The following is a 24,403-nucleotide window of genomic DNA, read 5'->3' as shown; positions in this document are numbered from 1 at the left end:
AAAGTAAATATCGGCTGCGGAGGTCCTTCTATGAATGAACAGTAATGAGTCCTGCCCTGAAACATGGAAATCCGCACGCACACCTAACTTGTCCAATGCTGTCTGCATATCCATGTTTGTAAATACTCGTCCTTTCCCCTGTTCAGTGCCCCACAATGAGCCTGATAAGAGCTTTACTTCTTCATCTGCCTGAGGGTAGCCTTTCAAACTAGGTGACCGGGAAGGGGGAGGACCTAGAATTGTGGCTCCTGCATGTACCAGGGAACTAATTTTATGGAGCAACTCTGGCCTCATTGTTTCTAATTTTGGTAACACCAGAATGCTATAACTCATGCCATCCGGAAGGACCAGCCGACCGTCTTTAACCGATAATCTGTCCATAATTACCTCCCCATTGATATAATCAAATGAATAACCAGATGGCATCGCAGGATCAGTAACTCCCGTCATTTTTGGGGCATCTTCTCCAATAAAATAAGCAACGTCTGCAATATACTTTCCTTGCTGCAGCATTAAATTGCAGCGTTTCAGGTAGTTAATAAAAAGGTCTGTATAACCAAACCAGGTATTATGACGGTTAAACTCGTTGCCAAAATCTGCATTAATTCCCGGAAGCAGGTCATCAGTGGGTTGCTGGATAAATACATGAAGTAAAGTATTATTAATCCCTTCGGTAAAAAACCGATCTCCCCGTTGTTTCATCAAAGCAGGGTACCTCGCATAAGCTTTACCTCCAGCTGTGAAGGATTCTGCAGAAACGAGATTTTTACCATAAATATGAGCAGCAGAGGATGCTGCCCGGTTTTCAATATCTCCTAATTCGCCCTCGCTCCAAAATTCCCCACCAATCTCATCCGACTGGCCGCCATATTGCAGAAATTCACCTGGAAAGCCCCAGTGACCATAGTTTTCAAGCCAAGTACGCAAGCCGTGTTTGTTACTTACTTCTCTTAATCCGCCAACATAATCATATGCAACCCGGTCTGCAATAAATCGTCTTAAATCCCATAGAAAACGATCGGATTGTTCCTGGCTTCCAACAACCCTTCCCTTTATTACAGGAAGATAGGGAAGGGGATCATAACCAAATGCTAATTGGAATTTCTGCATCATTCCATCTGTCCAGTTTTGCCCGCCAGTTTCATAGCTATCTTCAACGGCCACCTTCCACGTACGCCTGTCTTCGGGAGGTATTCGCCTAATGATCTCCCCTAGAAAAGCATTAAAATGACTTTCAACATGTTCCTTGCTCATTTTATCCACCTCTAAACCTGTTCCCTCAGGAGAGGCAGGACTGTTCTTTACCTCTGTAGGCATCATTCCCATTCTCATTACTACCCAATCCCCTTTTGGCGCATTCCATTTTAGATGCCCATCTGGAGAGAGAAACCGAGAAATATCAATCACTCCAGCAGGTTCAATCAAGACGGCTTTTTCATCTACTACGGGTTGAGAGGGCCATTGGTATTCATGCCAGTAGGGCAATGGTGACTGATACATTTTCGCCAAGGTTTTTTCCGTAAAATGTGCGACAACCGGTGCTGTAGAGATTTCTATTTCTGCCAGCCCAAAGCGCTCCGTATTGTTACTGAAAACCAATCGAAAGGAGTTTGATTGAACAGCCGGAAAGGAAATAGCAACTGGCCCGAAAGGATCAAAGCCTACATTTAAATTGCTATTGCTCCGGTCAATTCTAAATCGTTTAATTGTCTCATATCCCATACCACGTTTTACTTGCAATTCAACATCCGACTTAGCTTCCTGCTTTGCCGGGTAAATGACTAAACTTCGTGCAATAAAGGATTTCCTACTGGTCAGCGTTACAGAGAAAGGCTGGTTTTTAGGAAGCAATACTTCAGATAAGTAGTTTCCGTCAACCATCAGTTCGCGCTCGTTTAATGGCGTACTGGTGCTAATATCAGGGCTTAAATCCGTGAAGAGTTCTCCGTAATTCGCTGGCGTTTTAAAGGCTATTACTTTTACATCTTGAAAATTTGTGGAGCTGACTGGCAACTTCAGGTTAACCAGCTGGCCGCCTTTCACCCTCCTTTCTGAGGAGGCTAAATAGCGCATAGATTGTTCTGGTTTGACCCACGGCCCACCAGACTGGCTCCAGCCAGGGCTATTGAAAATCCCGATCTCTATGTTTAATTCCGTAGCTGTCTTTAATGCGGTATGTAAAATCTTCCACCATTCGTCAGACATCAATTTTACTTTACCGTAAGGTGTGCCGGGATAGCCGATATTACCAATGAATGCCCGGTTAATTCCTACAGCCTTCATTGATTGTAAATCTTTAATGACCCCTTGCTCAGATATGTTGTCTGACATCCAATACCAATACACACTGGTCTTGATGGAATCTGGTGGTGATATAAAGCCGGTTTTTAATAACGAATCATTAATCGCTATATCGCTTGTTAACTTGTTTTTACGGCTTTTGCATGCCGTAGCAAACAATACACCAATTAAAAGACAAGTAATGACCCTTTTGTTATACATCAATTTAAATTTGGTTTTTCTTGAATTTATAAATAGTTGGACTATATAGCGAATTCAAAATGATAAATTCCCGAACACAGGGTTAAATTTATTTCCATCAGGCTGTAGTGCAATAATTACCTTTTATAACCAGGCGCTGAGTTATCAGTATCCAGACCACCCATTACACGGCACATCGAATCGCCAATTTTCCGGTTAGTAAAGACAGGGAGCCTGTTCCCACGCGAATGATGTAAGAAGTTTGCATTACATTTCTTACATCCGACTTGAGTTTCCAACTCAAACGTGGTGCTGCGGCATCTATTCCTATAGGATTTTTCTGATATTCAGTGGTCAGGTCGGTAATCTGGACTGATTGTCCCGATACCGATAATACCGTCAAGAAACAACATAACATTGTTATCCATAAAAGGAGGCAAGGTTTGTTGATCAATCTACAATTTATCATATTTAATTATTGAGGGTTTTGGGTTAGGTTATCTAGATTAATCTCCCTTTGCGGAATTGGCAAGAGTAGTTTGTTTTCACTAAGCACATAAGAACCAGATGGGATATACGCTTTTGTTGCGATCTCACGTTTTCCATGTTCAGCCATCAATGTTACCGCATTACCAGTGCGTACTAAGTCATACCAACGATGATTTTCAAATGCAAGTTCAATTCTTCTTTCCTGCAGAATTGCAGTGCGGAAAGCAGACTGACTATTAATCTGTAGAGATGAAATAGTATTAGAAGCCGTTTTCGAAGGAAGTTTCGCCCGTGTACGGATTTGATTAAGCAAAGTAAAAGCTTCGCCATCAGGCGAAAATCCCTGCTCGTTTAAACATTCTGCGATCATTAGTAAGACATCAGCGTATCTCAATACAGGAAAATTATCATCTGTACGGCCTCTCTCGACAAAACCATGGTTGTATTTTCGCACATAAGGAATGCTCACAAACTTTCCTGTGGCATCCGTAAAACCCTCTGCAAGGGAAATATCTTTACGCACATCGCCTGCTTCGTAAGCATTAATCATGTCTTGAGTAGGGATATTCCAGCCATTACCGCCGCCGAGTGGAGATCCGGGATCGCCCGTAACTACCGTTCCAGATGTGTATGGTGCAAAAATATACATGAAATTACTTGATAGACCAGGCTGAGCCCCAAGGTATTGGATTTCAAATACAGACTCAATGTTGTTCTTGTTGGCAGGTTCAAAAACGTCCTCATATCTAGGTAGAAGACCATATCCAAGCGTTTGCACAGTTCGTAAAGCTGTTAAAGCCTCTGCAAAGTTTTTCTGGGTCATATGCACTTTAGCCAACAAGGTCAGGGCTGCACCTTGAGTGGCCCTTCCAGCCTCAGAAGCGGCATATTTTACAGGTAATTTTTCAGATGCCGTTTTTAGGTCCAGAATAATTTGCGCGTAAACCTCTGTTTCTGCCGCTCGGCCACCAGATAAAGCATCGCTTGGTGCTTGAGTTGAAGCTAGACGTAAAGGTACTGCCCCAAATTGCCGGACTAAGTTAAAATAATTGAAGGCCCTTAAAAACAAGGCTTCAGCTTGGTACTGGTTACGGGTTTCTTCTGACATTGGTACATCACCGATACGGTCAATAATTTCATTACAGCGGGCAATGCCTGTGTAATTTTGCTGCCAATAGGTTTGTATAGGTTCTGCAGTTGCACCAACTAGAAATTGGTCAATAAATTCCCGCTGCTCATAACCCCTGTCGGAAGTATTGTTCTGATAGGTAGTATTATCCGACCGCATTTCTCCAAACAACCAATAGCTGATGCGGCCCATATCCATAATAGATGAATAAGCCCCATTGACCGCCTGTTTGATGTCGGTTTCGGTTTTATAAAAATTGCTGCCAGCAATTGAAGATTCAGGTGTTTGATCTAAAAAGCTCTTTTTACAGCCACTAGCTGTTAAGCCGATCATTATTATTCCTGTGAGTATGTATTTTGAATAGGTTTTCATGATTGCCATTTTACATTAAAAAGTTAAATTAACACCAAGCGTAAAAGTTCGAGGCATAGGGTAATTAGTGAAATCTTCGCCCGGAACAAGCGCATTACTTACTGCGTTTCCGGAGATGGTATTTCTGCTTACTTCGGGGTTAGCACCACTGTAATTGGTAAATGTGGCCAGATTTTGCACACTAGTGTACAGTCGTGCACTTTTAACTACCTTAGAACCGGCAAGCCAATCAGGGTTAAGTCGATAACCTAGGGTAATATTTTGAATGCGCATAAAACTTGCATCTTCTACCCAGCTCGAATTGACATCTCGATAAATTACCCTGGCACCATTGGTTGTAGGAGTCATGCCATCTCCAGGATTTTCAGGAGATCTCCAACGGTTAAGCACTTTACGATCTACATTAAAAATACCATCAATATTTAATAAATATTGGTTAGCAGTTTTAAATATTTGACCTCCCTGGGCACCTACCAAAAGCACATTTAAATCAAATCCCTTGAAGTTAAAATTGTTAGTCAATCCCCAGGTAAAATCAGGTTGTGCATCACCGAGCACTGCAAAATCTTTTACGGGTTCGATAATTCCATTGCCATCTACATCCCGATATTTAATTGATCCCGGTACAGAAGTCACATGTTTTGGAGAGCGGTCTAAATCTGCCTGATCCTTATAAACCCCTTCTACGATATATCCAAAAAACTCACCCACTGGTCTTCCAACTTGCGTAATATGAACGAATGAGCCTTCTCCGCTTCGACCGCTATATATAGGATCGTTATTTTCATTCAATGCCAGCACCTTATTTTTATTAAAGGAAATGTTGAAGTTGGTAGTCCAATTGAACGCTCCATCTAAATTCTTTGTAACTAAACCGAATTCAAAACCTTTATTTTCAATTTCCCCTGAATTGATAATTGCATTCGAGTAACCTGAAGAAAGCGGAATTTCACTGTTATACAACATGCCCTTAGTTATCCTTCGATAGTAGTCGAGGTTAAAACTTACGCGGTCCTTAAAAATCCCAAAATCAATTCCTAAGTCAAGCTGTGAAGACTCTTCCCATGTTAAATTAGGATTATTGAGTGAAGTCGGAATTCGACCACTAGCAAGCTGTCCGCCGAATACATAATTAGAAGGGCCAATATTCGTGATATAGGTGTAATTTCCGATGTTATAATTTCCCGATAGACCATAGGTGGCACGTAATTTTAGGTCACTTATCCAATTTACCCCTTTCATGAAGTCTTCTTCCGAAACTTTCCAGGCAAAGGCCGCTGATGGAAATGTACCATACCGATTATTGCTGCCAAAACGTGATGAACCATCAGACCGCACAGTTGCTGTAAACAAATACCTGTTCTTAAATGAATAGTTTAATCTGGCCAAATAAGATATAATTGACCATTTTTGTGTATCTGCACCAAAAGAGCTAATGACAGAAGCGGCGTTGATGGTTTGGACTTTATCATCAGGATAATTATCAGCAAATATACTCAGTGACTCCACCCGTTCTTTTTGGACACTGTACCCGAGCACTGCGTTGAAATTATGATCCTCGCCAAAACTTTTGTCATAAGTCAACAAGGCCTCTGATAGCCAGTTAAAACTATCTGCTTTTCCGGTAGAAGAATTAGGCACAACCGGTGGCGGCGCATTTACTCCCCCCACGAAAGATGGATTAAAGGTGAAAGAAGACGCCTGGGTATAATCAACATTAAAGCTATATCTTGCTTTAAGGCCTTTAAAAATTTCATATTCTACGAAGGCAGTACCTAAACCCCTGAAATTTTTAGATTTTGTTCCGGCAAACTCCAGGCTGTTTAGCGGATTCGGGCCCGCATACATATCAGGAGAGATAATATAAGGCGTGCGATTACCCCCTACATCTCTAACAGGTATCAGTGGACTCAACCATAAACTCCGGCTTAGCACATCTACAAAATCACTCTCAAAGCTGTTCAATTGTTGAACACTATGTGTAGGAGCGAGATTAAAGCCGATTTTTAGTTTCTTACCAATATTAGTTTCTGTGTTTACCCTCACCGAAAAACGTTCAAATCCCGTGTACCGTAAAGTGCCTTCTTGATTCAGATAACCTACAGACACAGCATAGCGCGAGTTCTCTGAGCCTCCGCTCACATTAACGTCAACGTTACTTTGGGGTGCTGTTTGAAGAATTTCATTATACCAATTTGTTCCTTCCCCATATTGAGCAGGATTTCTGAAAGGCTCTGGGATATCATTATCAGTAGCAACCTCACCTCTTGCTGCAAAGGCGTCCGTAATGATATCTTTCCTGAATTGTGCGAATTCAGTAGCATTTAACATTTGGGGCCGACCCTTATCTGGGACTTCCTGGATACCAGTATACGCACTCACGCTCACTACAGGTGTTCCTTTTACTCCTTGCTTAGTAGTAATCACAATCACACCGTTAGATCCACGAGAACCATAGATAGCTGTAGAGGATGCATCCTTAAGAATTGTAATGGATTCAATATCATTTGGGTTAATCACATTTAAAGGATTTGAAACCTGGCCTGAAGTGTTAGAGATAGGGTACCCATCCACAACAAACAGGGGGTTATCTCCAGCACCAATAGAGCCTGAACCTCTGATTTTGATGGAAGTACCTCCTCCCGGAGTTCCGGTTGTGGTATTGATTTGAACACCAGGAACTTGGCCTTTTAATTTCTGATCTACAGAACTCACTGGTAAATCCCGAATTTGAGCAGCAGAAACAGAGGCTATGGAACCCGTTGCATCTTTTTTAGTTGTGGTGCCATATCCGATAACCATTACTTCGTCTAGTCGCTGGTTATTAGATTGCAATTGGACATTTAAGGTTTTATGGCCATTCAAAGGTATTTCCACCTGATTATAGCCAATATAAGAAAAAATAAACACCGCATCCTCAGCTGCTTTTAAGGTGTAATCACCTTCAGAATTTGTAGTGGTTCCGCCTGTTGTTCCCTTAAGTTTGACGGAAACACCTGGAATTGGAACACCATCTTCTTTGTCCGTTACCTTTCCGGTAACAATCATCTGCTGAGAGAAAGCAATTGTACTGTTTAGTAAAAAAAGCAACAATACCGCAGTTGAAAACAACTTGTGGAGGTTTTTCGCGATCATCATATGTGTTTATAGTTGGTTAGTTTTATGCAAACAATAATATTTGCATACCTAAATTACCTAACCAAACAAGACCCGGCAACCTGCGCTATCCTGTACTTGGAGATAATAATAGTTACTATTAATAAGTATATGCTGCAACTGTATTTGTCTTTATAGTATTTTTATATCAGTTAAAACATTCTATTTCTTGTGTTTAACAAGTTGTGTTTTAGGTAACAAGTTACTTACCTCTATTTTGCATGACCAATCAGATCTCGGTTGCTTAGAAACGATGCAACTTTTAAATGAAACTCTATTTAAATCCATACTGGATGGAAAAGGTGAAATTTATTTATGATGTATTGAGAACAGCGTTTATCAACTTTGTTGATTTCATTCAACTATTAAAGAAATCGAGGTGCAATAAATTGTAACAATCCTGATGAATCTTTTTTGGAGCAGGACAGTTAAGAACAGTTAATAGAAATTCATTCTTTATTATTGTTTTTCAAACTAACCAGATATATTGTTATGCAAATCATTTTTGGAGTATTATTCCATTTTATCGGCGGCTTTGCCTCCGGCAGCTTTTATATTCCTTTTAAAAAAGTAAAAGGTTGGGCCTGGGAAAGCTATTGGATTGTTGGGGGAATTTTCTCCTGGTTAATCGTACCACCCATAGCTGCTTATCTTACCATTCCCGGTTTTGGCGAAATTATCAGACAAACCAATGGTTCTATTTTAGCACTCACTTATTTTTTTGGAATCCTCTGGGGTATAGGTGGTCTGACTTATGGTTTAGGCGTCCGATATCTTGGTGTTTCGCTCGGAAGCTCCATTATTTTAGGCCTAAGCTCTGTGTTTGGGGCCTTATTACCGTCCATCTATTATAACTTTTATCCTAAAGAAGGAAGAGATAGCTTTAACGATATCATCGGCAGTTCATGGGGTCAGGTGGTTTTGATTGGGCTAATGATCTGTGTAGCCGGTATTTTTTTCTGTGGAAAAGCAGGTATGATGAAAGAAAAAGACCTGGGTGCAAAAGCCGCGACCAAGGAAAGTGCAGAGTTTAAAATTGGCTTAGGTCTGGTGGTATCCATCATCTCTGGTATCTTGAGTGCTTGTTTCGCCTTTGGTATTGATGCCGGAAAGGATATGGCCAACGAAGCTAACGAGGCATGGAAACTGTTGCATCCTGGTGATGGGGAATTCCTTTTCCAAAATAATGTCACCTATATCGTCATCTTATGGGGTGGTTTAACCACCAACTTAATCTGGTGTATGATCTTAAATGCAAGAAATAAAACATTCGGTGATTATACGAATCGCAAAGCACCCATGTTATCCAATTATATATTCGCCGCATTGGCGGGTACCACCTGGTTCCTGCAGTTCTTTTTTTATGGAATGGGCGAGAGTAAACTCGGAAACGGCGCAAGCTCCTGGATCCTGCACATGGCCTTCATCATTCTGGTGGCCAATGTATGGGGGCTGGTCCTTAAAGAATGGTCTTCGGTTAGTAAAACAACTTTCCGCACAATTTTGCTGGGTATTGCCTGTATTATCATCTCCATTCTGGTGGTGGGTTATGGAAATTCATTAAAATAAAAATATTAAATTTTGTAATCATATGTCTTACGAGAAAGACCGTTTTAAACATGTAAGTTATTTATGGGATGAAGCTCATGCTGCTGAACTGGCAGGTGACGAAGTTGCCTTATTACTTTACCGATCTAACCTGCTGGGTGCAGACCTCCGCCTTACCAATTATGGGGGTGGAAATACCTCTTGCAAGGCAGCAGCCGTAGATCCGCTGACGGGCGAAACCGTTGAAGTGATGTGGATTAAAGGCTCTGGTGGTGATATTGGCACCTTGAAACGCAGTGGCCTTGCCGCTTTATACGTGGAACGCCTGCGCAACCTGAAGAATATATATAAAGGGATAGACCAGGAGGATGAAATGGTAGAGTTATTTAACCATTGCATTTACGACCTGCAATCAAAAGCACCTTCTATTGATACCCCTTTGCATGGTTTCCTGCCTTTCAAACACATCGATCATTTACATCCTGATGCAGCCATCGCCATTGCGGCGGCTAAAGATGGTAAACAGATCACCCATGATTTGTTTCAGGGAACAATCGGCTGGGTCGACTGGCAAAAACCGGGTTTCGACCTTGGTTTGCAATTGGAGCAATGCTTAAACGAAAATCCGGGGATCCGTGGCATCATGCTTGGCTCACATGGGTTATTCACCTGGGGTGATACCGCTTACGAAAGTTACCTGAACACGCTGGAAGTCATTGAAACCTGCGCCAATTACCTGGAAGAAAACTATGGTAAAAAAGCACCTGTTTTTGGCGGGCAAAAAATAGGAAGCCTTGAAAAACCAGAAAGAATACAGCAAGCCGCTTTACTGGCACCGGTGTTACGTGGATTTTGCTCGAGCGAACGCCACATGGTTGGTCATTTTGTTGATGATGCCAATGTGCTGGAATTTATCAATTCAAATGATTTTGAACGACTGGCGCCTTTAGGGACCAGCTGCCCGGATCATTTTCTGCGCACCAAAATTAGTCCGCTGGTTTTAGACCTCGACCCTCAGGCCGACCTTTCGGATACCGCTGCTTTAAAGGATCGCTTAGCGCCGTTATTTACTGCTTACCGTAACATGTACGCAGATTATTATCATACCTGTAAAAAAGAAAATAGTCCGGCGATACGTGATGCCAACCCGGTTATCATTTTGTACCCTGGTGTAGGCTTGTTCTCCTTTTCGAAAGACAAACAGACTGCACGTGTAGCGGCAGAATTCTATGTGAATGCCATCAACGTAATGAAAGGTGCAGAAGCAATTTCTGAATACACGTCTTTACCACGGCAAGAGGCCTTTAACATTGAATATTGGTTACTGGAAGAAGCTAAATTACAGCGTATGCCAAAGCCAAAAGCTTTATCGGGCAAGATTGCTTTAATTACCGGCAGTGCCGGAGGCATTGGAAAGGCGATTGCCAAGAAGTTTCTGGACGAAGGTGCGGTTGTAGTGATTAACGATAATGATACGAACAGACTGGCCAATGCTGACCTGGAATTTGAACGCGAATATGGTAAAGATGCCTATATTACAGTGGCTTTAGATGTAACCAATGGCGAGCAGATTACTGAGGCTTATTCAGCTGCAGCACTTGCTTTTGGAGGCGTAGATATTATTGTGAACTGTGCGGGTTTATCGATCTCTAAACCGATTGAAGATCATACCGACAAGGACTGGGATTTATTGTATGACGTATTGGTTAAGGGCCAGTTTAAAGTAACACAGGCCGGTGTTTCGGTGATGCGTAAACAACATATTGGTGGCGATATCATTAACATCGTGAGTAAAAATGCATTGGTTTCCGGCCCTAATAACGCTGGTTATGGCTCTGCGAAAGCGGCCCAGTTACACCTGAGCAGGTTAAATGCTGCAGAATTAGGCGCCGATAAAATCCGCGTGAATGTGGTGAACCCTGATGCGGTAATTTCGGACAGTAAAATTTGGGAAGGCGATTGGGCAACCGGACGTGCAAAAGCTTATGGTATAACGGTGGAAGAACTGCCTGCATTCTATGCGAAACGCACACTGCTGGACAAAATCATATTACCAGAAGATATTGCCAATGCATGTATGGTTTTCGTTGGCGGACAGTTGTCTAAGTCGACAGGCAATGTATTAAACGTTGACGGAGGTGTGGCTAACGCTTTTGTGAGGTAACTAAAACATAAAAAACATGGAAATACAGAAACACCAGATTGATCAACATAACAAAGATCAATACCTTGATCATAAACGCAGGTTTGACTTCCTTTTAGGGGAGCATGCGGACGTTTACGAAATCATCGAAAAACTGATCAATTTTCAGATCGCTATCCCAAGCTGGGCTTTAGGTAATGGCGGAACACGCTTTGGTCGTTTTTCAGGTGGTGGTGAACCGCGTAACCTTGAAGAAAAGATCCAGGATATCGGTTTGCTGCACCAGTTAAACCAGTCGAGTGGCGCCATATCATTGCACATTCCCTGGGATAAAACAGAAAACTTCGAGGCGATAAAAGGCTTGGCAGATCATTATCATATTCGCTTCGATGCGATGAATTCAAACACCTTCCAGGATCAGGCAGGACAGGCGCAAAGTTATAAGTTTGGCTCCTTACAACATGTAGATAAAGCGGTCCGTAAACAGGCTATTGAGCACAATATTGACGTCATCCGCCAGGGTGTTGGATTAGGGTCAAAGTCGCTCACCGTATGGCTGGCCGATGGTTCTTGTTTCCCCGGGCAGCTGAATTTCAGAAAAGCCTTTCAAAATACTTTATCGAGTCTGGAAGAAATCTATGCCGCTTTGCCGGAAGACTGGAAAATTTTTGTTGAGTATAAAGCCTATGAGCCTAACTTCTATTCGACCACGGTTGGCGATTGGGGGCAGTCGTTATTGTTTGCCAACAAGCTAGGCCCAAAAGCCTTTACGCTGGTTGATTTAGGTCACCATTTACCCAATGCTAACATTGAGCAAATTGTTTCTTTATTATTGATGGAAGGCAAATTGGGTGGTTTCCATTTCAACGATTCAAAATACGGCGATGATGATTTAACGGCCGGAAGCATGAAGCCCTACCAGTTATTCCTCATTTTCAATGAATTGATTGAAGGTATGGATGCAAAAGGTATTGATCATGCTACCGGATTAGGCTGGATGATTGATGCGTCGCATAACGTAAAAGATCCCTTAGAAGATTTATTGCAGTCGGTAGAAGCCATTATGATTGCCTACACCCAAGCCTTATTGGTAGATAGGGAAGCCCTGGCGTTAGCGCAACAGAAAAATGACGTGTCTACGGCGCAGGAAATTCTTCAGCATGCTTTCAGATCTGACGTACGTCCACTTATTCAGGAAGCCAGGTTACAAAGCGGCGGAGCTGCCAGACCGTTGCAATTGTACAGAGAATTAAAAGTAAGGGAAACCCTTATTTCAGAACGGGGAAATAAAACAGTAGCCACAGGATTATAATGAGTAAAATACCGGTAATTGTAGTTTTTGATGTAGGGAAGACCAATAAAAAGCTCTTTCTTTTCGACGAAAATTATAAAATAGTTTTTGAACGTTCCGCGCGTTTTATGGAGACCTTCGATGAGGATGGTGATCCCTGTGAAAACCTGGAAAGTTTAAGGCTATCCGTTTTTGATTCTCTGCGGGAAGTATTGAAGCGCAAGGAGTTTGAGATCAAAGCGATCAATTTTTCATCGTATGGGGCAAGTTTCGTCTACATTGATGAATACGGTAAACCATTGGCACCGTTATACAACTACCTGAAACCTTACCCTGAAGTCTTAAAAAAGGAGTTTTATGCGGAATATGGTGGTGAAACCGCTATTTCAGCCGCAACGGCATCCCCGGTTTTAGACAGCCTGAATTCTGGGATGCAGCTTTACCGCATTAAAAAAGAACGGCCGGAGTTATTTAAGCAGATTAAATATGCCCTGCACTTGCCACAATACTTGAGTTACCTGGTTTCCGGCATGGAATATTCCGACCTCACCAGTATCGGCTGCCATACCCAGTTATGGGACTTTACAAAAAATGATTACCACGACTGGGTATTTCAGGAAGGCATCGACAAAAAACTGGCACCTATTGCCGCAGCAAGTGATGTATTTCCTGCCGAGTTTCCAGGCAACCTGTATAAAGTTGGGATTGGCTTGCACGACAGCTCTGCCGCCTTAATTCCCTACCTCACGAGTTTTCACGAGCCTTTTGTGTTGATTTCTACAGGGACCTGGAGCATTACCATGAACCCTTTTAACAATACCCCTTTAAAGGCTGAAGACCTGGAGCAGGACTGCCTTTCTTATTTGCATTACAAAGGCAAACCGGTTAAAGCATCCCGGATTTTCGCGGGTTACGAACATGACCAGCAAGTGAAACGTATTGCCAATTTCTTTAACCAGGGAATATCCAGGTATAAAAACATGCGTTATGACGCAGGCATTATTGATGAGCTGTTGGAAGAACGAAAAAAACGTAACGAAAAGATGCCAGACAACCATAAGGTTTCTGCATTTGGCGTTCGGGATTTAGCATCTTTCTCCTCAGATACGCAGGCCTATCACCAGTTTATGCTGGATTTGGTGGTGCAGCAAAAGGCATCTTCCAACTTAGTAATGGGCAGTGAAGTGAAACGGATTTTTGTTGATGGCGGATTCAGTAAGAACGTCATCTTCATGAACCTTTTAGCGCGGGTATTTCCAGAGGTTGAAGTATTTGCCGCCTCTATGGCCCAGGCCACGGCAATCGGTACGGCCTTGTCGATCCATAAACACTGGAACACCAAGCCGATGCCTAATGATATTATTGAATTGAAGTATTACGCGACCACACACGACCTGTCCTTATGATTGTAGGTTTATTTATTCCCTGTTATGTAGACCAGTTTTACCCGAACGCGGGGATTGCAACTTACAAACTGTTAACCAAGCTTGGTGTGGAAGTGCGTTATCCTGCAGGGCAGACTTGCTGCGGACAGCCGATGGCCAATTCTGGCTTCGAGCACCTCAACCAGGGTTGCAACCAGTTGTTTGTCGACAATTTCAGTGAATACGATTACATTGTATCGCCTTCGGGAAGCTGTGTATTACACATCAAAGAACACTTACAAATTGATAAACAGCCGGAAAGGGCCCTGGCCATCAGGCATAAAGTCTATGAACTGGTCGAATTTCTGGTAGACGTGTTAAAGGTTAAAAATCTGCAGGCGAAGTTCCCGCACCGGGTAGGTTTACATCAGAGTTGCCACGGCCAACGCGGGTTGCTCTTGTCGCAGATGACAGAACTCAATGCTCCTTATTTTTCTAAACCTCATGAATTACTGGCGCAGGTAAGCGGCTTAACGCTGATCGATTTAGACCGAGAAGATGAATGCTGCGGTTTTGGCGGCACGTTTTGCGTCGTTGAAGAAGCGGTATCCGTAAAAATGGGTAAAGACCGGGTAAAAGATCATTTGTTGCACCGGGCGGAATACATTACAGGATCCGACATGTCATGCCTCATGCACATGGAAGGAATTTTAAAGCGCCAGAATAGCGCCGTTAAGGTGTTACACATCTCTGAAATCTTGAATGCAGAATAATTTAAGCTTATGAATGCAGGAATAAAAACACACCCGGAATTAGCCGAAGGTTTTAATAAAGATGAGGCGCGTGTCGACTGGCATGATGAAACCCTTTGGTGGATCAGGCAAAAAAGAGATAAATCGGCACATGGCGTTCCTGAATGGGAACAATTAAGAGCTATTGCTTCCCAGGTAAAGGAAAATGTATTGGCTAACCTGGCAGATTACCTGGAAGCCTTTGAAAAAAATGCCATTGCAAATGGGGTAACCGTTCATTGGGCTGCCGACGCCGCGGCACATAACCAGATCGTTTTGGATATTTTAAATAAAAAAGGCATCCGGCACATGGTGAAAAGTAAATCCATGCTGACCGAAGAATGCCACCTTAATGAGTTCCTGGAGCAGCAGGGGATCGGGGTGATCGATTCCGACCTGGGCGAGCGCATTGTACAACTGGCTAAGGAACCACCAAGCCATATTGTATTGCCCTGTATCCATAAGAAAAAAGAAGAAATCGGGGAGCTTTTCCATGAACACCTGGGCGTGGCCGCGGGTGAGTCTGACCCACAGGTGCTTACAGAAGCTGCTCGGCAGCACCTTCGTGAAACCTTCCAGACCCGCAAAGCAGCCTTAACAGGCGTAAACTTTGCCATTGCGGAAACCGGCGAATTTGTGGTCTGCACCAATGAGGGCAACGCCGATATGGGCGCCCATTTAGCAGAGGTGCACATCGCGGCAATGGGACTGGAAAAGATTATTCCGGAACGCAAACACCTCGGCGTTTTCTTGCGGTTATTAACCCGAAGCGCCACCGGACAGCCGATTACCACCTATTCCAGTCATTTTAAAAAACCAAGGGCAGGTCAGGAGATGCACATTGTGATTGTAGACAATGGGCGCTCCATTCAAATGGGACGGGAGGATTTTAGGGCTTCGCTAAAATGTATCCGCTGTGGCGCATGCATGAATACCTGTCCGGTATACCGGAGAAGTGGTGGCCATAGTTATCACAACGCCATTGCCGGTCCGATTGGCGCTATTCTGGCCCCTAACCTGGATATGGAGAAACATGCAGATTTACCTTTTGCGTCCACCCTTTGTGGTTCCTGTTCCAATGTTTGCCCGGTTAAAATTGATATCCACCAGCAACTCTATAAATGGCGACAGGTTATTGTAAAAGAAGGTTATGCCACCAAGTCAAAATCCATGGGCATGCAGCTGATGAATTACACACTGTCGTCGCCAAAAGTCTACCGTACCGCTGGCAAAGCAGGGCGTTGGATGTTAAAACATGTGCCCTTTGCGGTCAACAATAACCTGAACCCCTGGTATAAACAGCGAGAGATGCCTGTGCCACCTGAAGAGTCATTTGGAGAATGGTATAAACGTACGGTAAAGGAAAAGAAATAAAGACATGAACAGAGCAAATATATTAGCGGCCTTACGAGAAAACCAGCCTGAGCAAGTGCCCCTTCCTTCTTTAACGATGGACCGGGAGGAAAGCACAGACCTGCGCGAAAAATTTAAAGCGATGGCAGAAGGCATTGGCAGCAAGGTGATTGAAGTGAACGCCATCAGCGAGATTCCGGCGTGGCTGGCGCAGGAATTTCCTTCCGCCAAACGGGTCATTACATTGGTGGAAGAGTTAGTTTCTCCTTGCATTAGTGCCTTTGCGCTAACGAGTCCCCATGATTATGACGATGTGGACATAGCCATTTTTAAACCTGTGATTGCTGTTGCTGAAAACTCCGCTTTATGGCTAACGGAAGACTTGATGGGGGTTAGGGTATTGCCCTTTATTACCCAGCATATCGTGATGCTGGTAGATGTGGCTAGCCTGGTGCCTGATATGCATGCGGCTTACCAAATTTTAGGCGATGCAAGCTATGGTTATGGGGTCTTTATTTCTGGACCTTCAAAAACCGCTGATATTGAACAATCACTGGTATTGGGTGCTCACGGGCCCAGAAGTATGACCGTGTTTATGTACCCTAAAACAGATTAGTAGAACCGATGTTCTTTTGGAAATATAAAAATAAACTGCTGTGGATTGGTAGTTAATATAGTAATAGTATCAATATCTATTTTAATGTAAAATTAAATAGATATTATCTATCAGAATAAGTGCAATTGTAACTTTGGGTCGTTGCAACTTAGCTATTCTAATAATCAATGCTTCAAAACACGTAAAGAAATATAAATGAAAGTCGCATTTAAAATGAAGCTGAAACCAGGCTTTAGAGAAGAATATAAAAGAAGGCACGATGAAATATGGCCTGAACTTTCTACCTTGCTTCGCGCCAGTGGCGTAAGCGACTATACCATATTCCTGGATGAAGAAACCGATGATTTGTTTGCCGTGCAAAAAAACAGCGGTTCAGGATCACAGGATTTAGGCGACAATGAAATTGTAAAAAAATGGTGGGCATATATGGCTGATATCATGGAGACAAATTCGGATAACAGTCCGAAAAGTGTAACCCTGAAAACGGTTTTTCACCTGGACTAACAAGAATAACATGAAAAAAACATTACTGGCCTTTGCGCTATTTATATGTGCTCAACAAGGTATAGGACAAGTAAGCACTAACCTTTCCGGTCCATGGCCAGTGGTGCAAAAAGAAATGAAACCCTGGACCCGTTGGTGGTGGATGGGTAATGCAGTTGATCAGAAAGGCCTGGAATCTGCCCTGACCACTTACCAGCAAGCTGGTCTGGGCGGCGTAGAAATAACGCCCATATACGGTGCCAAAGGTTTTGAAAACAAGTACATTGACTACCTCTCCCCGAAATGGATGGAGATGCTTGAAGTGACCATCAACAAAGCAGCAGCTTTGGGAATGGGCGTAGACATGAACACTGGTACTGGCTGGCCTTTTGGCGGGCCACAAATTTCGCCGGAATATGCTGCATCCAAGTTTTTTGTGCAACAATACAAACTTCCCAGAGGGAAATACCTTGACATTCCCATTATACCCACCGATGTGAAGCAGCGTGTGGAGGGCGTTACTTTACAAGCCCTTACTGCTTATGGCCGGGGTGGAAAGGTGGTCAACCTCGGGGATCGGGTAGATACCAATGGGCAACTGATCTGGAGGGATAACTCCTCTGAATATGAGCTTTATGCTTTGTTTTCTGGCAAAACATTACAACAGGTTAAACGTGCCGCACCAGGCGGGGCTGGATTTACACTGGATCATCTGGATAAAACCGCTGTCGATGTTTACTTAAAGCGATTTGATGATGCTTTTAAAGGTGAATCGCCAAAAATCAGGGCTTTTTTCAACGACAGCTACGAAGTGTACGGTGCCAACTGGACACCTACTTTCCTGGAGGCTTTCAAACGGTTGAAGGGTTACGACCTGGAGAAATACTTTAAAGAACTAAGTGGAAAAGATTCTACCAGCGCAACGGTAGGCAGGATTAAATCTGATTACCGCGAAACGATGAGTCAGCTGTTATTAGATAACTTCACCAAAAACTGGAGCAATTGGGCACACCGCTACCAAGGTATGACCAAAAACCAGTCGCATGGGTCGCCAGGCAACTTAATTGACCTTTATGCTGCGGTAGATATTCCTGAAACGGAGACTTTCGGTTCAAGTTATTTTCCTATTCCAGGCTTGAGACGTGATAAGGCCGACATCCGCAATGTGGACCCTGATCCCATGATGAGCAAGTTTGCCAGTTCGGCTGCGCATGTAATGGGCAAAAAACTCGTGTCCTCAGAAACTTTTACCTGGCTTACAGAGCACTTTAGAACTAGTTATGCACAAGCGAAACCAGAAGCTGAGCAGCTCTTTTTAGCGGGTATTAACCATATCTTTTATCATGGCACCACTTATACGCCACCTGATGTTCCCTTTCCGGGCTGGTTATTTTACGCCTCCATGAATGTGGTGCCGGCAAATAGTTTATGGCCCCAGTTAAAAGGCATGAACGAATATTTTACCCGTACGCAGTCGATATTACAATCTGGACAGGCAGATAATGAACTGCTTATTTATTGGCCAATTTACGACCAATGGAGCAAGCCTAAAGGCTTGGATATGCCTATGAAAGTACACGATGTGGACGTGTGGTTGCATCCTACAGCATTTTATAAACAAAGTATCGAGCTGCAAAATGCTGGTTATGCATTTGATTTTGCTTCCGACCTGGTCTTAAAGCAGGCCACGGTGAACGAAAAACAGGTGCAAACGGCAAAAGCTGCGGCACCTTATAAAACCTTAATTATTCCTGCGGCAGGCCTGATGCCTGTGGAAACACTTTCTGCCATCCTTTCTTTGGCCAATGCAGGGGCAACCGTCATTTTTCAGCAGTTGCCAAATGATGTACCTGGTTTAAGTCAGCTGGAAACAAAGCAGCGACGTTTTAAGGAATTACTGAGCAGTTTGATGCTTCAGACGGTGTCTCCAGGTTTACAGCGTTCACAACATGGCACAGGAGAGGTTATTGTGGCTAACGACCTTAAGCAGGCCCTTGCCTTCAAACAGCTGAAGGGAGAAAGTCTGGTAAACACTGGATTGAAATTCGTTCGTCGCCAGGTAGCCGACGGCAAGTTTTATTACCTGGTCAACCATAGTGCAAAATCAGTCGACACCTTGATCACCATCAATGAAAAAGCAGGTTCAGTAATGATCATGGACCCGCAGACTGGCGACTATGGTTTAGCACCAAGTACGGCGAAGGGTAACCAAACCGAGGTAAAAGTGCAGCTTGCATCGGGCGAGGCTTTATTTTTGAAAACCAGTGCTGTTCAGGAAAGTGCCAAAAACTGGGTATACCTGGATAAAGCGGGGAAACGCCTGACGATCGGAAAAGGCTGGAAACTGCAGTTTACAAAGGGCGGTCCGGAATTGCCTAAAGACAGAAAACTGAATAAACTGGTGTCCTGGACGGAAATGCGTGATGCAAAGGCGACTGCTTTTTCGGGTACAGGAGTTTATACCACCACCTTCAAATTACCTGCAGACAATGCTAAAGAATATGTGCTTAGCTTAGGGAAAGTGCATGAAAGTGCTCAGGTATGGATAAACGGGAAAGATGCCGGTATCATCTGGAGCCATCCCTTCCAGAAAAGAATTGGTCAGTACCTGGTAAAAGGTAAAAATACGATTAAAATAGAGGTGGTTAACTTAATGGCTAACCGGATCAGGGACATGGATCAAAAGAAAATCAACTGGCGTAATTATAACGAAATCAATTTTGTGAACATCGATTATAAACCATTTGATGCGGCAGGATGGCAACCTATGCCGTCGGGGCTTGTAGGTCCAGTGGTCATTACAGCTTATCCATGATCATTACAGGTTGATGAGTATTCTGCTATACCCAAGTATTTGCGGTTGACTAAATCAGTGTTAACCGCCCTGAGAAGGAAGGCTAAAGAAGAACGATACCCTCACCTCCATCAAGAAGTTGATTTATGATGCTTTTGTTGATGCAATCGGGGGAAATGTGGCCATCGATTTTTGATGATCGCTGACTTTGAGGCCTTCCCTATAGTGGTCTTTCCAACATTTAAAAGGCCGCAACTGTAAAGTTGCAGCCTTTAATCATTTGGAATTATGGAAGTATTTTAATTTCTACTCTTCTGTTCAATACACGTCCTTCTTCGGTAGCGTTAGAGGTAGCAGGTTCTGACTCTCCAAGCCCTCTGATATTGAATCTGGATGCGTCGATGCCAGCATTCACTAAAAATGATTTCACAGAGTTTGCACGATCTTCAGATAGGGATAGGTTATGTTCTGGCGATCCTTCAGCTGAGGAGTGACCATTTAACTGGAATTTTGCACTCTGGTCTTTTTTCATTTCGCTCACAACCTTGTCCAATACAGCAAATGAAGCCGTTTTTAATACCGCTGAGTTAAATTCAAATTGAATATTATCGAAAGTAAAGTTTGGTTTTTCTGGTTCCGGAGTTTTTTCCGTTTGTGCCACTGGTGGCGCAGGTGGGGCAGGTGGCGGTGGTGGGGTTTGTTCTTGTGCCGGAGCAGCTGGCGCTGGTTGTGCTACTACTTTTTTCGTTTTACAAGAATACATACTGATGGACAATAAGCCGATTAAGGCCGGTAGAAGAATGGTTTTTGTAATATTCATATTAATCTGTTTGGTTTTTATTTTAGTTATTGTAGACCAAAGCTACTCATCGCAAATCAATTTTTATTGCAATACTTAAACAATAACGTCCGATTTTCATATTCAGTACCCTTTTGGTTAAGCACGTACCTTCAATTATGTTGCCTTTATCTGGTTTTTTATGGAATAAGCCTGTTGAATTACAGCTAATTTACTTATATTCACAGCAATCAGATTTATTCACTAGGTTTTTTTGTTAACGCATGGAAGAATTTTTAAATAGCTCCGTTGTTTGGTTTGGGATAGGTCTGGTGTTTCTTTTGCTTGAATTTGTACTGCCGGGATTCATCCTTTTCTTTTTCGGAATCGGGGCTTGGATTGTGGCAATCCTTACTCTTTTTATCGATGTGTCGCTCAATGTACAGCTGCTTGTGTTTTTAAGCAGTTCCTTAATAACCGTTCTGTTGTTCAGAAACTGGGTAAAAAATAAGTTCGACATCAATAAGAAATCACCCCAATCACTGGAAGAGGAGTATATAGGTAAATTTGCAGTGGCCGAAACCACTATTAAACCAGGTCATAATGGCAAAGTGGAATTTAGGGGTACATCCTGGGAAGCCAGTTCTGACGACTATATTGAGCCGGGGGAGCAGGTGCTCATCACCGAAACCCGGAGTATATTATTAATTGTAAAATCAACTAAATCATTATGACAGCATCTACTATAATCTTATTATTTCTAGCACTTTTCGTAGTTATTGCCTTTCTATCTACATTTAAGGTAGTGCCACAGCGCTCTGCGTTTATAGTAGAACGCCTGGGTAAATATAGCCGCACCCTTGAAGCAGGTTTTCATATCCTGATCCCTTTTATCGATAAAATTGCCTATAAGCAAAATTTGAAAGAACAAGCTATTGATGTAGCTCCCCAGATTTGTATCACAAAGGATAATATTGCCGTTGAAGTTGATGGTGTTTTATACCTGCAGGTAATGGACCCTCAAAAGGCTTCTTATGGTATCGATAATTATAAATTTGCGGTAATCCAGATTTCACAAACCACGATGAGAAGTGTAATCGGTAAAATGGAGCTCGACAGGACCTTCGAAGAACGTGAAACCGTCAACGGGACCATTGTATCAGCAGTAGACAAAGCAAGTGATCCCTGGGGCATTAAGGTTTCAAGGTATGAAGTTAAAAATATAGCTCCACCACAAAGTATCCGTGATGCAATGGAAAAACAAATGCGTGCAGAAAGGGAAAAAAGAGCCTTAATTGCGGAATCTGAAGGGGATAAACAAGCTAAAATTAACCGTGCTGAAGGGGATAAACAAGAAATGATTGCCCGCTCTGAAGGAGAGAAACAACGTAAAATTAACGAAGCAAGTGGTAAGGCATCAGAAATTGAAATGGTTGCAGTAGCCACTGCAATTGGTATCCGTGAGATTGCCAAATCGATCAATGAAGAAGGTGGTATGAATGCCGTAAACCTGCGTGTTGCAGAACAGTACCTTGGTGAATTTGGGAAACTTGCTAAAACGAATAATACCATGATTGTTCCTGCCGACCTGTCGGATATTGCCGGGGTAATATCCAGTATCACCTCTGTGTTGAATAAAACAAGTGTAGAACCTCCAATAACGCCGGTGATCCGTAATACAAGGTTAGATTAAGATTTAGGCCAGTTGGCTTGTATGTCCCTTTTTTTGTTATTTTCGCTGTATGTCATCACATCACATCGTTAAAGAAAAGCAGGAACCTGCATTGTACATTCATGAATTAGGTGAATTTAACCAGGAATACTTAGGCCAACTGTTAGAATGGAGCCCTACATTGATTGTCAATGCTAAGGAATATGAAAAAATTACCAGCCTTGGCCTAAAGGTAGACATTGTGGTTAATTCGGCAGATGTGTCAATTACCTATCAGGAAAATACAAAAACCATTATGGGGCCGGGTGACGAGTTCAACACGGTATTAAACTATTTGCTGTCGCAAAAGTACGACGCGGTGAATATCATTAGTGTGGGTACCAAATTGATAGACCTTGAATATTACCTTGCAGCCATCAACATTGTTTTATTTGATGCCACGCGTAAAACATATGCCATTACCAAAGGTTTTAAGGTATGGAAACCGCAGGGCACCATCTATTACATAGATATCATTTCATATTTTGAAACAAGTAACCTGAAGCAAAATGAAGGGGAAGAATTTGAAGTGATCAATGACGGTTTTGTAGAATTCTATTTTAATACCGAATACTTAATCATTAGTGAGAAACTATGATCCTTTTGCGAAAGGCTACGGAACAGGATATACCAGTGATCCAGCATATTGCTGCAATGACCTGGGAGCCAACTTACGTGCCTATTATAGGCCGTGAGCAGGTAGATTATATGCTTAAAACCATGTATAGCAAAGTGACCCTGCTAGAACAGCTACAGGCCGGTGATGAGTTCCTGATTGCGGAAATGGGCAGCAAAGATGTCGCCTTCGCATCTTACGGACGTATACCGGGGAAAGACGGTGCCTATAAACTGCATAAGTTATATGTATTGCCAACTGCACATGGTAAGGGCATAGGCAAGTTTCTTATCAATGAAGTAGTCAATAAAGTGCGCCGTGCAGGTGGACATTCTTTAGCATTAAACGTAAACCGTTCCAATAAGGCCAAAGATTTTTATGAAAAAGCAGGGTTTAAAATAAAAGAAACCGTTGACCAGGATATTGGTAACGGTTTCTATATGAATGACTATGTGATGGAACTCCCTATAGTTTAGGGATCCTTTTCGGGGTATCTTCACCACTGATTATGGAAGTAGCACTCTTTGCTATTGCCTTAATCGTATTGTATATGTTTTCTGTAGCCAGTGATGAATATTCATCATCAACCGTATGGTACAATTTATCCGTATCAATCTGGTCGGTACTGATGGTATGCGCCGGAACACCCAGTGCAGCTAAAGTAGCATTGTCGCTTCTGTAAAACAAATTCTGCTCCAGGTATGGATCTGGGTGAAAAGTAAACTGACTTCCTTGCAGATTTTTCTGTAAAATGGGGCCAAAATCAGAACGTTCAAAACCTGTGATAAAGGCTGCATTTTTCCCAAATTTACTTTCCTTACCAATCATTTCTATGTTAAACATAGCCGTTACATCGTCGGGGTTAAGCTGATTCGAGAAGTACTTAGCGCCAAAACCACCAATCTCTTCGGCAGTAAAAGCGACAAAAATTAACGTACGTTCATTATTGTTCAGTTTCTTGTAATATTTGGCAAGTGCTATTACGGCTGTAGTTCCTGATGCATTATCATCGGCACCATTGGCAATACTATCGCCATTAACAGGAGGCAGAATGCCCAGATGGTCGTAGTGGCCAGAGAAGATCACATATTCTTTTGCCTTTGATTTACCAGGCAGCACTCCCGCAACGTTAAACAGGGGCATTTTAGTGATCTTGTTTTTAACGGCTACTTTAAAGTCCTTGGCAACCGTATCCTTTGTAAGTACCAATACCGTTGCATTTTCAGCAGCTGGGGTCAGGTCTTGTTCGTCAACATAACTTCCATTTTTACTACGATTCTTTAGCTGA

19 protein-coding genes are annotated in these 24,403 nt (G+C 42.8%); 13 read left to right on the top strand and 6 right to left on the bottom strand.

What is annotated here, in order from left to right; genetic code table 11:
- The 4 genes from ACR2F3_RS03165 to ACR2F3_RS03150 form a co-directional block, all read right to left on the bottom strand.
- Positions 1-2,502, bottom strand: a 2,502-nt coding sequence (locus tag ACR2F3_RS03165) for a glycosyl hydrolase (RefSeq protein ID WP_432708531.1), incomplete at its 3' end; no start/stop codon positions are given.
- A 163-nt stretch (positions 2,503-2,665) separates the two neighbouring features.
- Positions 2,666-2,884 (bottom strand): hypothetical protein, encoded by a 219-nt coding sequence (locus ACR2F3_RS03160; protein ID WP_432708530.1) that lies wholly within the window; start codon positions 2,882-2,884, stop codon positions 2,666-2,668.
- 72 nt (positions 2,885-2,956) lie between these two features.
- Positions 2,957-4,471: a RagB/SusD family nutrient uptake outer membrane protein gene (locus ACR2F3_RS03155; protein WP_432708529.1), complete on the bottom strand. Its 1,515-nt coding sequence runs from the start codon at positions 4,469-4,471 to the stop codon at positions 2,957-2,959.
- A 15-nt stretch (positions 4,472-4,486) separates the two neighbouring features.
- The gene (locus ACR2F3_RS03150) at positions 4,487-7,609 is read right to left on the bottom strand and encodes a SusC/RagA family TonB-linked outer membrane protein (RefSeq protein WP_432708528.1); all 3,123 of its coding nucleotides are present in this window, start codon (positions 7,607-7,609) and stop codon (positions 4,487-4,489) included.
- 510 nt (positions 7,610-8,119) lie between these two features.
- Between ACR2F3_RS03150 and rhaT the strand changes: the two genes are divergently transcribed.
- The 9 genes from rhaT to ACR2F3_RS03105 all read left to right on the top strand — a co-directional run bounded on the left by rhaT (position 8,120) and on the right by ACR2F3_RS03105 (position 20,031).
- Positions 8,120-9,196: an L-rhamnose/proton symporter RhaT gene (gene rhaT / locus ACR2F3_RS03145; RefSeq protein ID WP_432708527.1), complete on the top strand. Its 1,077-nt coding sequence runs from the start codon at positions 8,120-8,122 to the stop codon at positions 9,194-9,196.
- A 22-nt stretch (positions 9,197-9,218) separates the two neighbouring features.
- Positions 9,219-11,339: a bifunctional aldolase/short-chain dehydrogenase gene (locus ACR2F3_RS03140; protein WP_432708526.1), complete on the top strand. Its 2,121-nt coding sequence runs from the start codon at positions 9,219-9,221 to the stop codon at positions 11,337-11,339.
- Positions 11,340-11,355: 16 nt separating this feature from the next.
- A complete protein-coding gene (locus tag ACR2F3_RS03135; RefSeq protein WP_432708525.1) occupies positions 11,356-12,630 on the top strand; it encodes a TIM barrel protein in 1,275 nt (424 codons plus the stop codon).
- Positions 12,630-14,015, top strand: coding sequence for an FGGY-family carbohydrate kinase (locus ACR2F3_RS03130; RefSeq protein ID WP_432708524.1), 1,386 nt, complete (start codon positions 12,630-12,632; stop codon positions 14,013-14,015). The genes ACR2F3_RS03135 and ACR2F3_RS03130 overlap by 1 nt, the downstream gene beginning before the upstream one ends.
- On the top strand, positions 14,012-14,746 hold the full coding sequence (locus tag ACR2F3_RS03125) for a (Fe-S)-binding protein (RefSeq protein WP_432708523.1): 735 nt from the start codon (positions 14,012-14,014) through the stop codon (positions 14,744-14,746). The genes ACR2F3_RS03130 and ACR2F3_RS03125 overlap by 4 nt, the downstream gene beginning before the upstream one ends.
- A 9-nt stretch (positions 14,747-14,755) precedes the next feature.
- Positions 14,756-16,138 carry a lactate utilization protein B gene (locus ACR2F3_RS03120; RefSeq protein WP_432708522.1) on the top strand — a complete coding sequence of 461 codons (1,383 nt, stop codon included), beginning with the start codon at positions 14,756-14,758 and terminating at the stop codon, positions 16,136-16,138.
- 4 nt (positions 16,139-16,142) lie between these two features.
- Positions 16,143-16,733, top strand: coding sequence for a LutC/YkgG family protein (locus ACR2F3_RS03115; protein ID WP_432708521.1), 591 nt, complete (start codon positions 16,143-16,145; stop codon positions 16,731-16,733).
- Between the two features lie 195 nt (positions 16,734-16,928).
- The gene (gene rhaM / locus ACR2F3_RS03110; RefSeq protein ID WP_432708520.1) at positions 16,929-17,237 is read left to right on the top strand and encodes an L-rhamnose mutarotase; all 309 of its coding nucleotides are present in this window, start codon (positions 16,929-16,931) and stop codon (positions 17,235-17,237) included.
- 10 nt (positions 17,238-17,247) lie between these two features.
- Positions 17,248-20,031 (top strand): glycosyl hydrolase, encoded by a 2,784-nt coding sequence (locus tag ACR2F3_RS03105; protein ID WP_432708519.1) that lies wholly within the window; start codon positions 17,248-17,250, stop codon positions 20,029-20,031.
- A 265-nt stretch (positions 20,032-20,296) separates the two neighbouring features.
- Here the strand turns inward: ACR2F3_RS03105 and ACR2F3_RS03100 are convergent, their stop codons facing one another.
- Entirely contained in the window at positions 20,297-20,830 is a 534-nt protein-coding gene (locus ACR2F3_RS03100) for an OmpA family protein (protein ID WP_432708518.1), read from the bottom strand.
- Between the two features lie 242 nt (positions 20,831-21,072).
- Here ACR2F3_RS03100 and ACR2F3_RS03095 point away from each other — a divergent pair, with 242 nt between their 5' ends.
- Genes ACR2F3_RS03095 through ACR2F3_RS03080 form a run of 4 tightly spaced genes read left to right on the top strand, consistent with a single transcriptional unit; the run spans position 21,073 to position 23,591 of the window.
- Positions 21,073-21,522 carry an NfeD family protein gene (locus ACR2F3_RS03095; RefSeq protein WP_432708517.1) on the top strand — a complete coding sequence of 150 codons (450 nt, stop codon included), beginning with the start codon at positions 21,073-21,075 and terminating at the stop codon, positions 21,520-21,522.
- Positions 21,519-22,481, top strand: coding sequence for an SPFH domain-containing protein (locus tag ACR2F3_RS03090; RefSeq protein WP_432708516.1), 963 nt, complete (start codon positions 21,519-21,521; stop codon positions 22,479-22,481). Before ACR2F3_RS03095 ends, ACR2F3_RS03090 begins: the two co-directional genes overlap by 4 nt.
- Before the next feature lie 49 nt (positions 22,482-22,530).
- The gene (locus ACR2F3_RS03085; RefSeq protein ID WP_432708515.1) at positions 22,531-23,097 is read left to right on the top strand and encodes a thiamine pyrophosphokinase; all 567 of its coding nucleotides are present in this window, start codon (positions 22,531-22,533) and stop codon (positions 23,095-23,097) included.
- Positions 23,094-23,591, top strand: coding sequence for a GNAT family N-acetyltransferase (locus ACR2F3_RS03080; protein WP_432708514.1), 498 nt, complete (start codon positions 23,094-23,096; stop codon positions 23,589-23,591). The genes ACR2F3_RS03085 and ACR2F3_RS03080 overlap by 4 nt, the downstream gene beginning before the upstream one ends.
- Here the strand turns inward: ACR2F3_RS03080 and ACR2F3_RS03075 are convergent.
- On the bottom strand, positions 23,581-24,403 hold an 823-nt coding region (locus ACR2F3_RS03075), incomplete at its 5' end, for a M20/M25/M40 family metallo-hydrolase (RefSeq protein ID WP_432708513.1). The genes ACR2F3_RS03080 and ACR2F3_RS03075 overlap by 11 nt on opposite strands.

Source organism: Pedobacter sp., assembly GCF_045627485.1.
In the GTDB taxonomy this organism is placed as follows: Bacteria; Bacteroidota; Bacteroidia; order Sphingobacteriales; family Sphingobacteriaceae; genus Pedobacter.
The sequence above is the reverse complement of the archived record's forward strand: the minus strand, read 5'-3'. Positions and strand labels throughout refer to the sequence as shown.

Bases quoted from the DNA above. Each gene is read 5' to 3' on its own strand.
- ACR2F3_RS03155 (WP_432708529.1), bottom strand. From the start codon at position 4,471: ATGAAAACCTATTCAAAATACATACTCACAGGAATAATAATGATCGGC.
- ACR2F3_RS03150 (WP_432708528.1), bottom strand. From the start codon at position 7,609: ATGATGATCGCGAAAAACCTCCACAAGTTGTTTTCAACTGCGGTATTG.
- rhaT (WP_432708527.1), top strand. From the start codon at position 8,120: ATGCAAATCATTTTTGGAGTATTATTCCATTTTATCGGCGGCTTTGCC.
- ACR2F3_RS03140 (WP_432708526.1), top strand. From the start codon at position 9,219: ATGTCTTACGAGAAAGACCGTTTTAAACATGTAAGTTATTTATGGGAT.
- ACR2F3_RS03135 (WP_432708525.1), top strand. From the start codon at position 11,356: ATGGAAATACAGAAACACCAGATTGATCAACATAACAAAGATCAATAC.
- ACR2F3_RS03130 (WP_432708524.1), top strand. From the start codon at position 12,630: ATGAGTAAAATACCGGTAATTGTAGTTTTTGATGTAGGGAAGACCAAT.
- ACR2F3_RS03125 (WP_432708523.1), top strand. From the start codon at position 14,012: ATGATTGTAGGTTTATTTATTCCCTGTTATGTAGACCAGTTTTACCCG.
- ACR2F3_RS03120 (WP_432708522.1), top strand. From the start codon at position 14,756: ATGAATGCAGGAATAAAAACACACCCGGAATTAGCCGAAGGTTTTAAT.
- ACR2F3_RS03115 (WP_432708521.1), top strand. From the start codon at position 16,143: ATGAACAGAGCAAATATATTAGCGGCCTTACGAGAAAACCAGCCTGAG.
- rhaM (WP_432708520.1), top strand. From the start codon at position 16,929: ATGAAAGTCGCATTTAAAATGAAGCTGAAACCAGGCTTTAGAGAAGAA.
- ACR2F3_RS03105 (WP_432708519.1), top strand. From the start codon at position 17,248: ATGAAAAAAACATTACTGGCCTTTGCGCTATTTATATGTGCTCAACAA.
- ACR2F3_RS03100 (WP_432708518.1), bottom strand. From the start codon at position 20,830: ATGAATATTACAAAAACCATTCTTCTACCGGCCTTAATCGGCTTATTG.
- ACR2F3_RS03095 (WP_432708517.1), top strand. From the start codon at position 21,073: ATGGAAGAATTTTTAAATAGCTCCGTTGTTTGGTTTGGGATAGGTCTG.
- ACR2F3_RS03090 (WP_432708516.1), top strand. From the start codon at position 21,519: ATGACAGCATCTACTATAATCTTATTATTTCTAGCACTTTTCGTAGTT.
- ACR2F3_RS03085 (WP_432708515.1), top strand. From the start codon at position 22,531: ATGTCATCACATCACATCGTTAAAGAAAAGCAGGAACCTGCATTGTAC.
- ACR2F3_RS03080 (WP_432708514.1), top strand. From the start codon at position 23,094: ATGATCCTTTTGCGAAAGGCTACGGAACAGGATATACCAGTGATCCAG.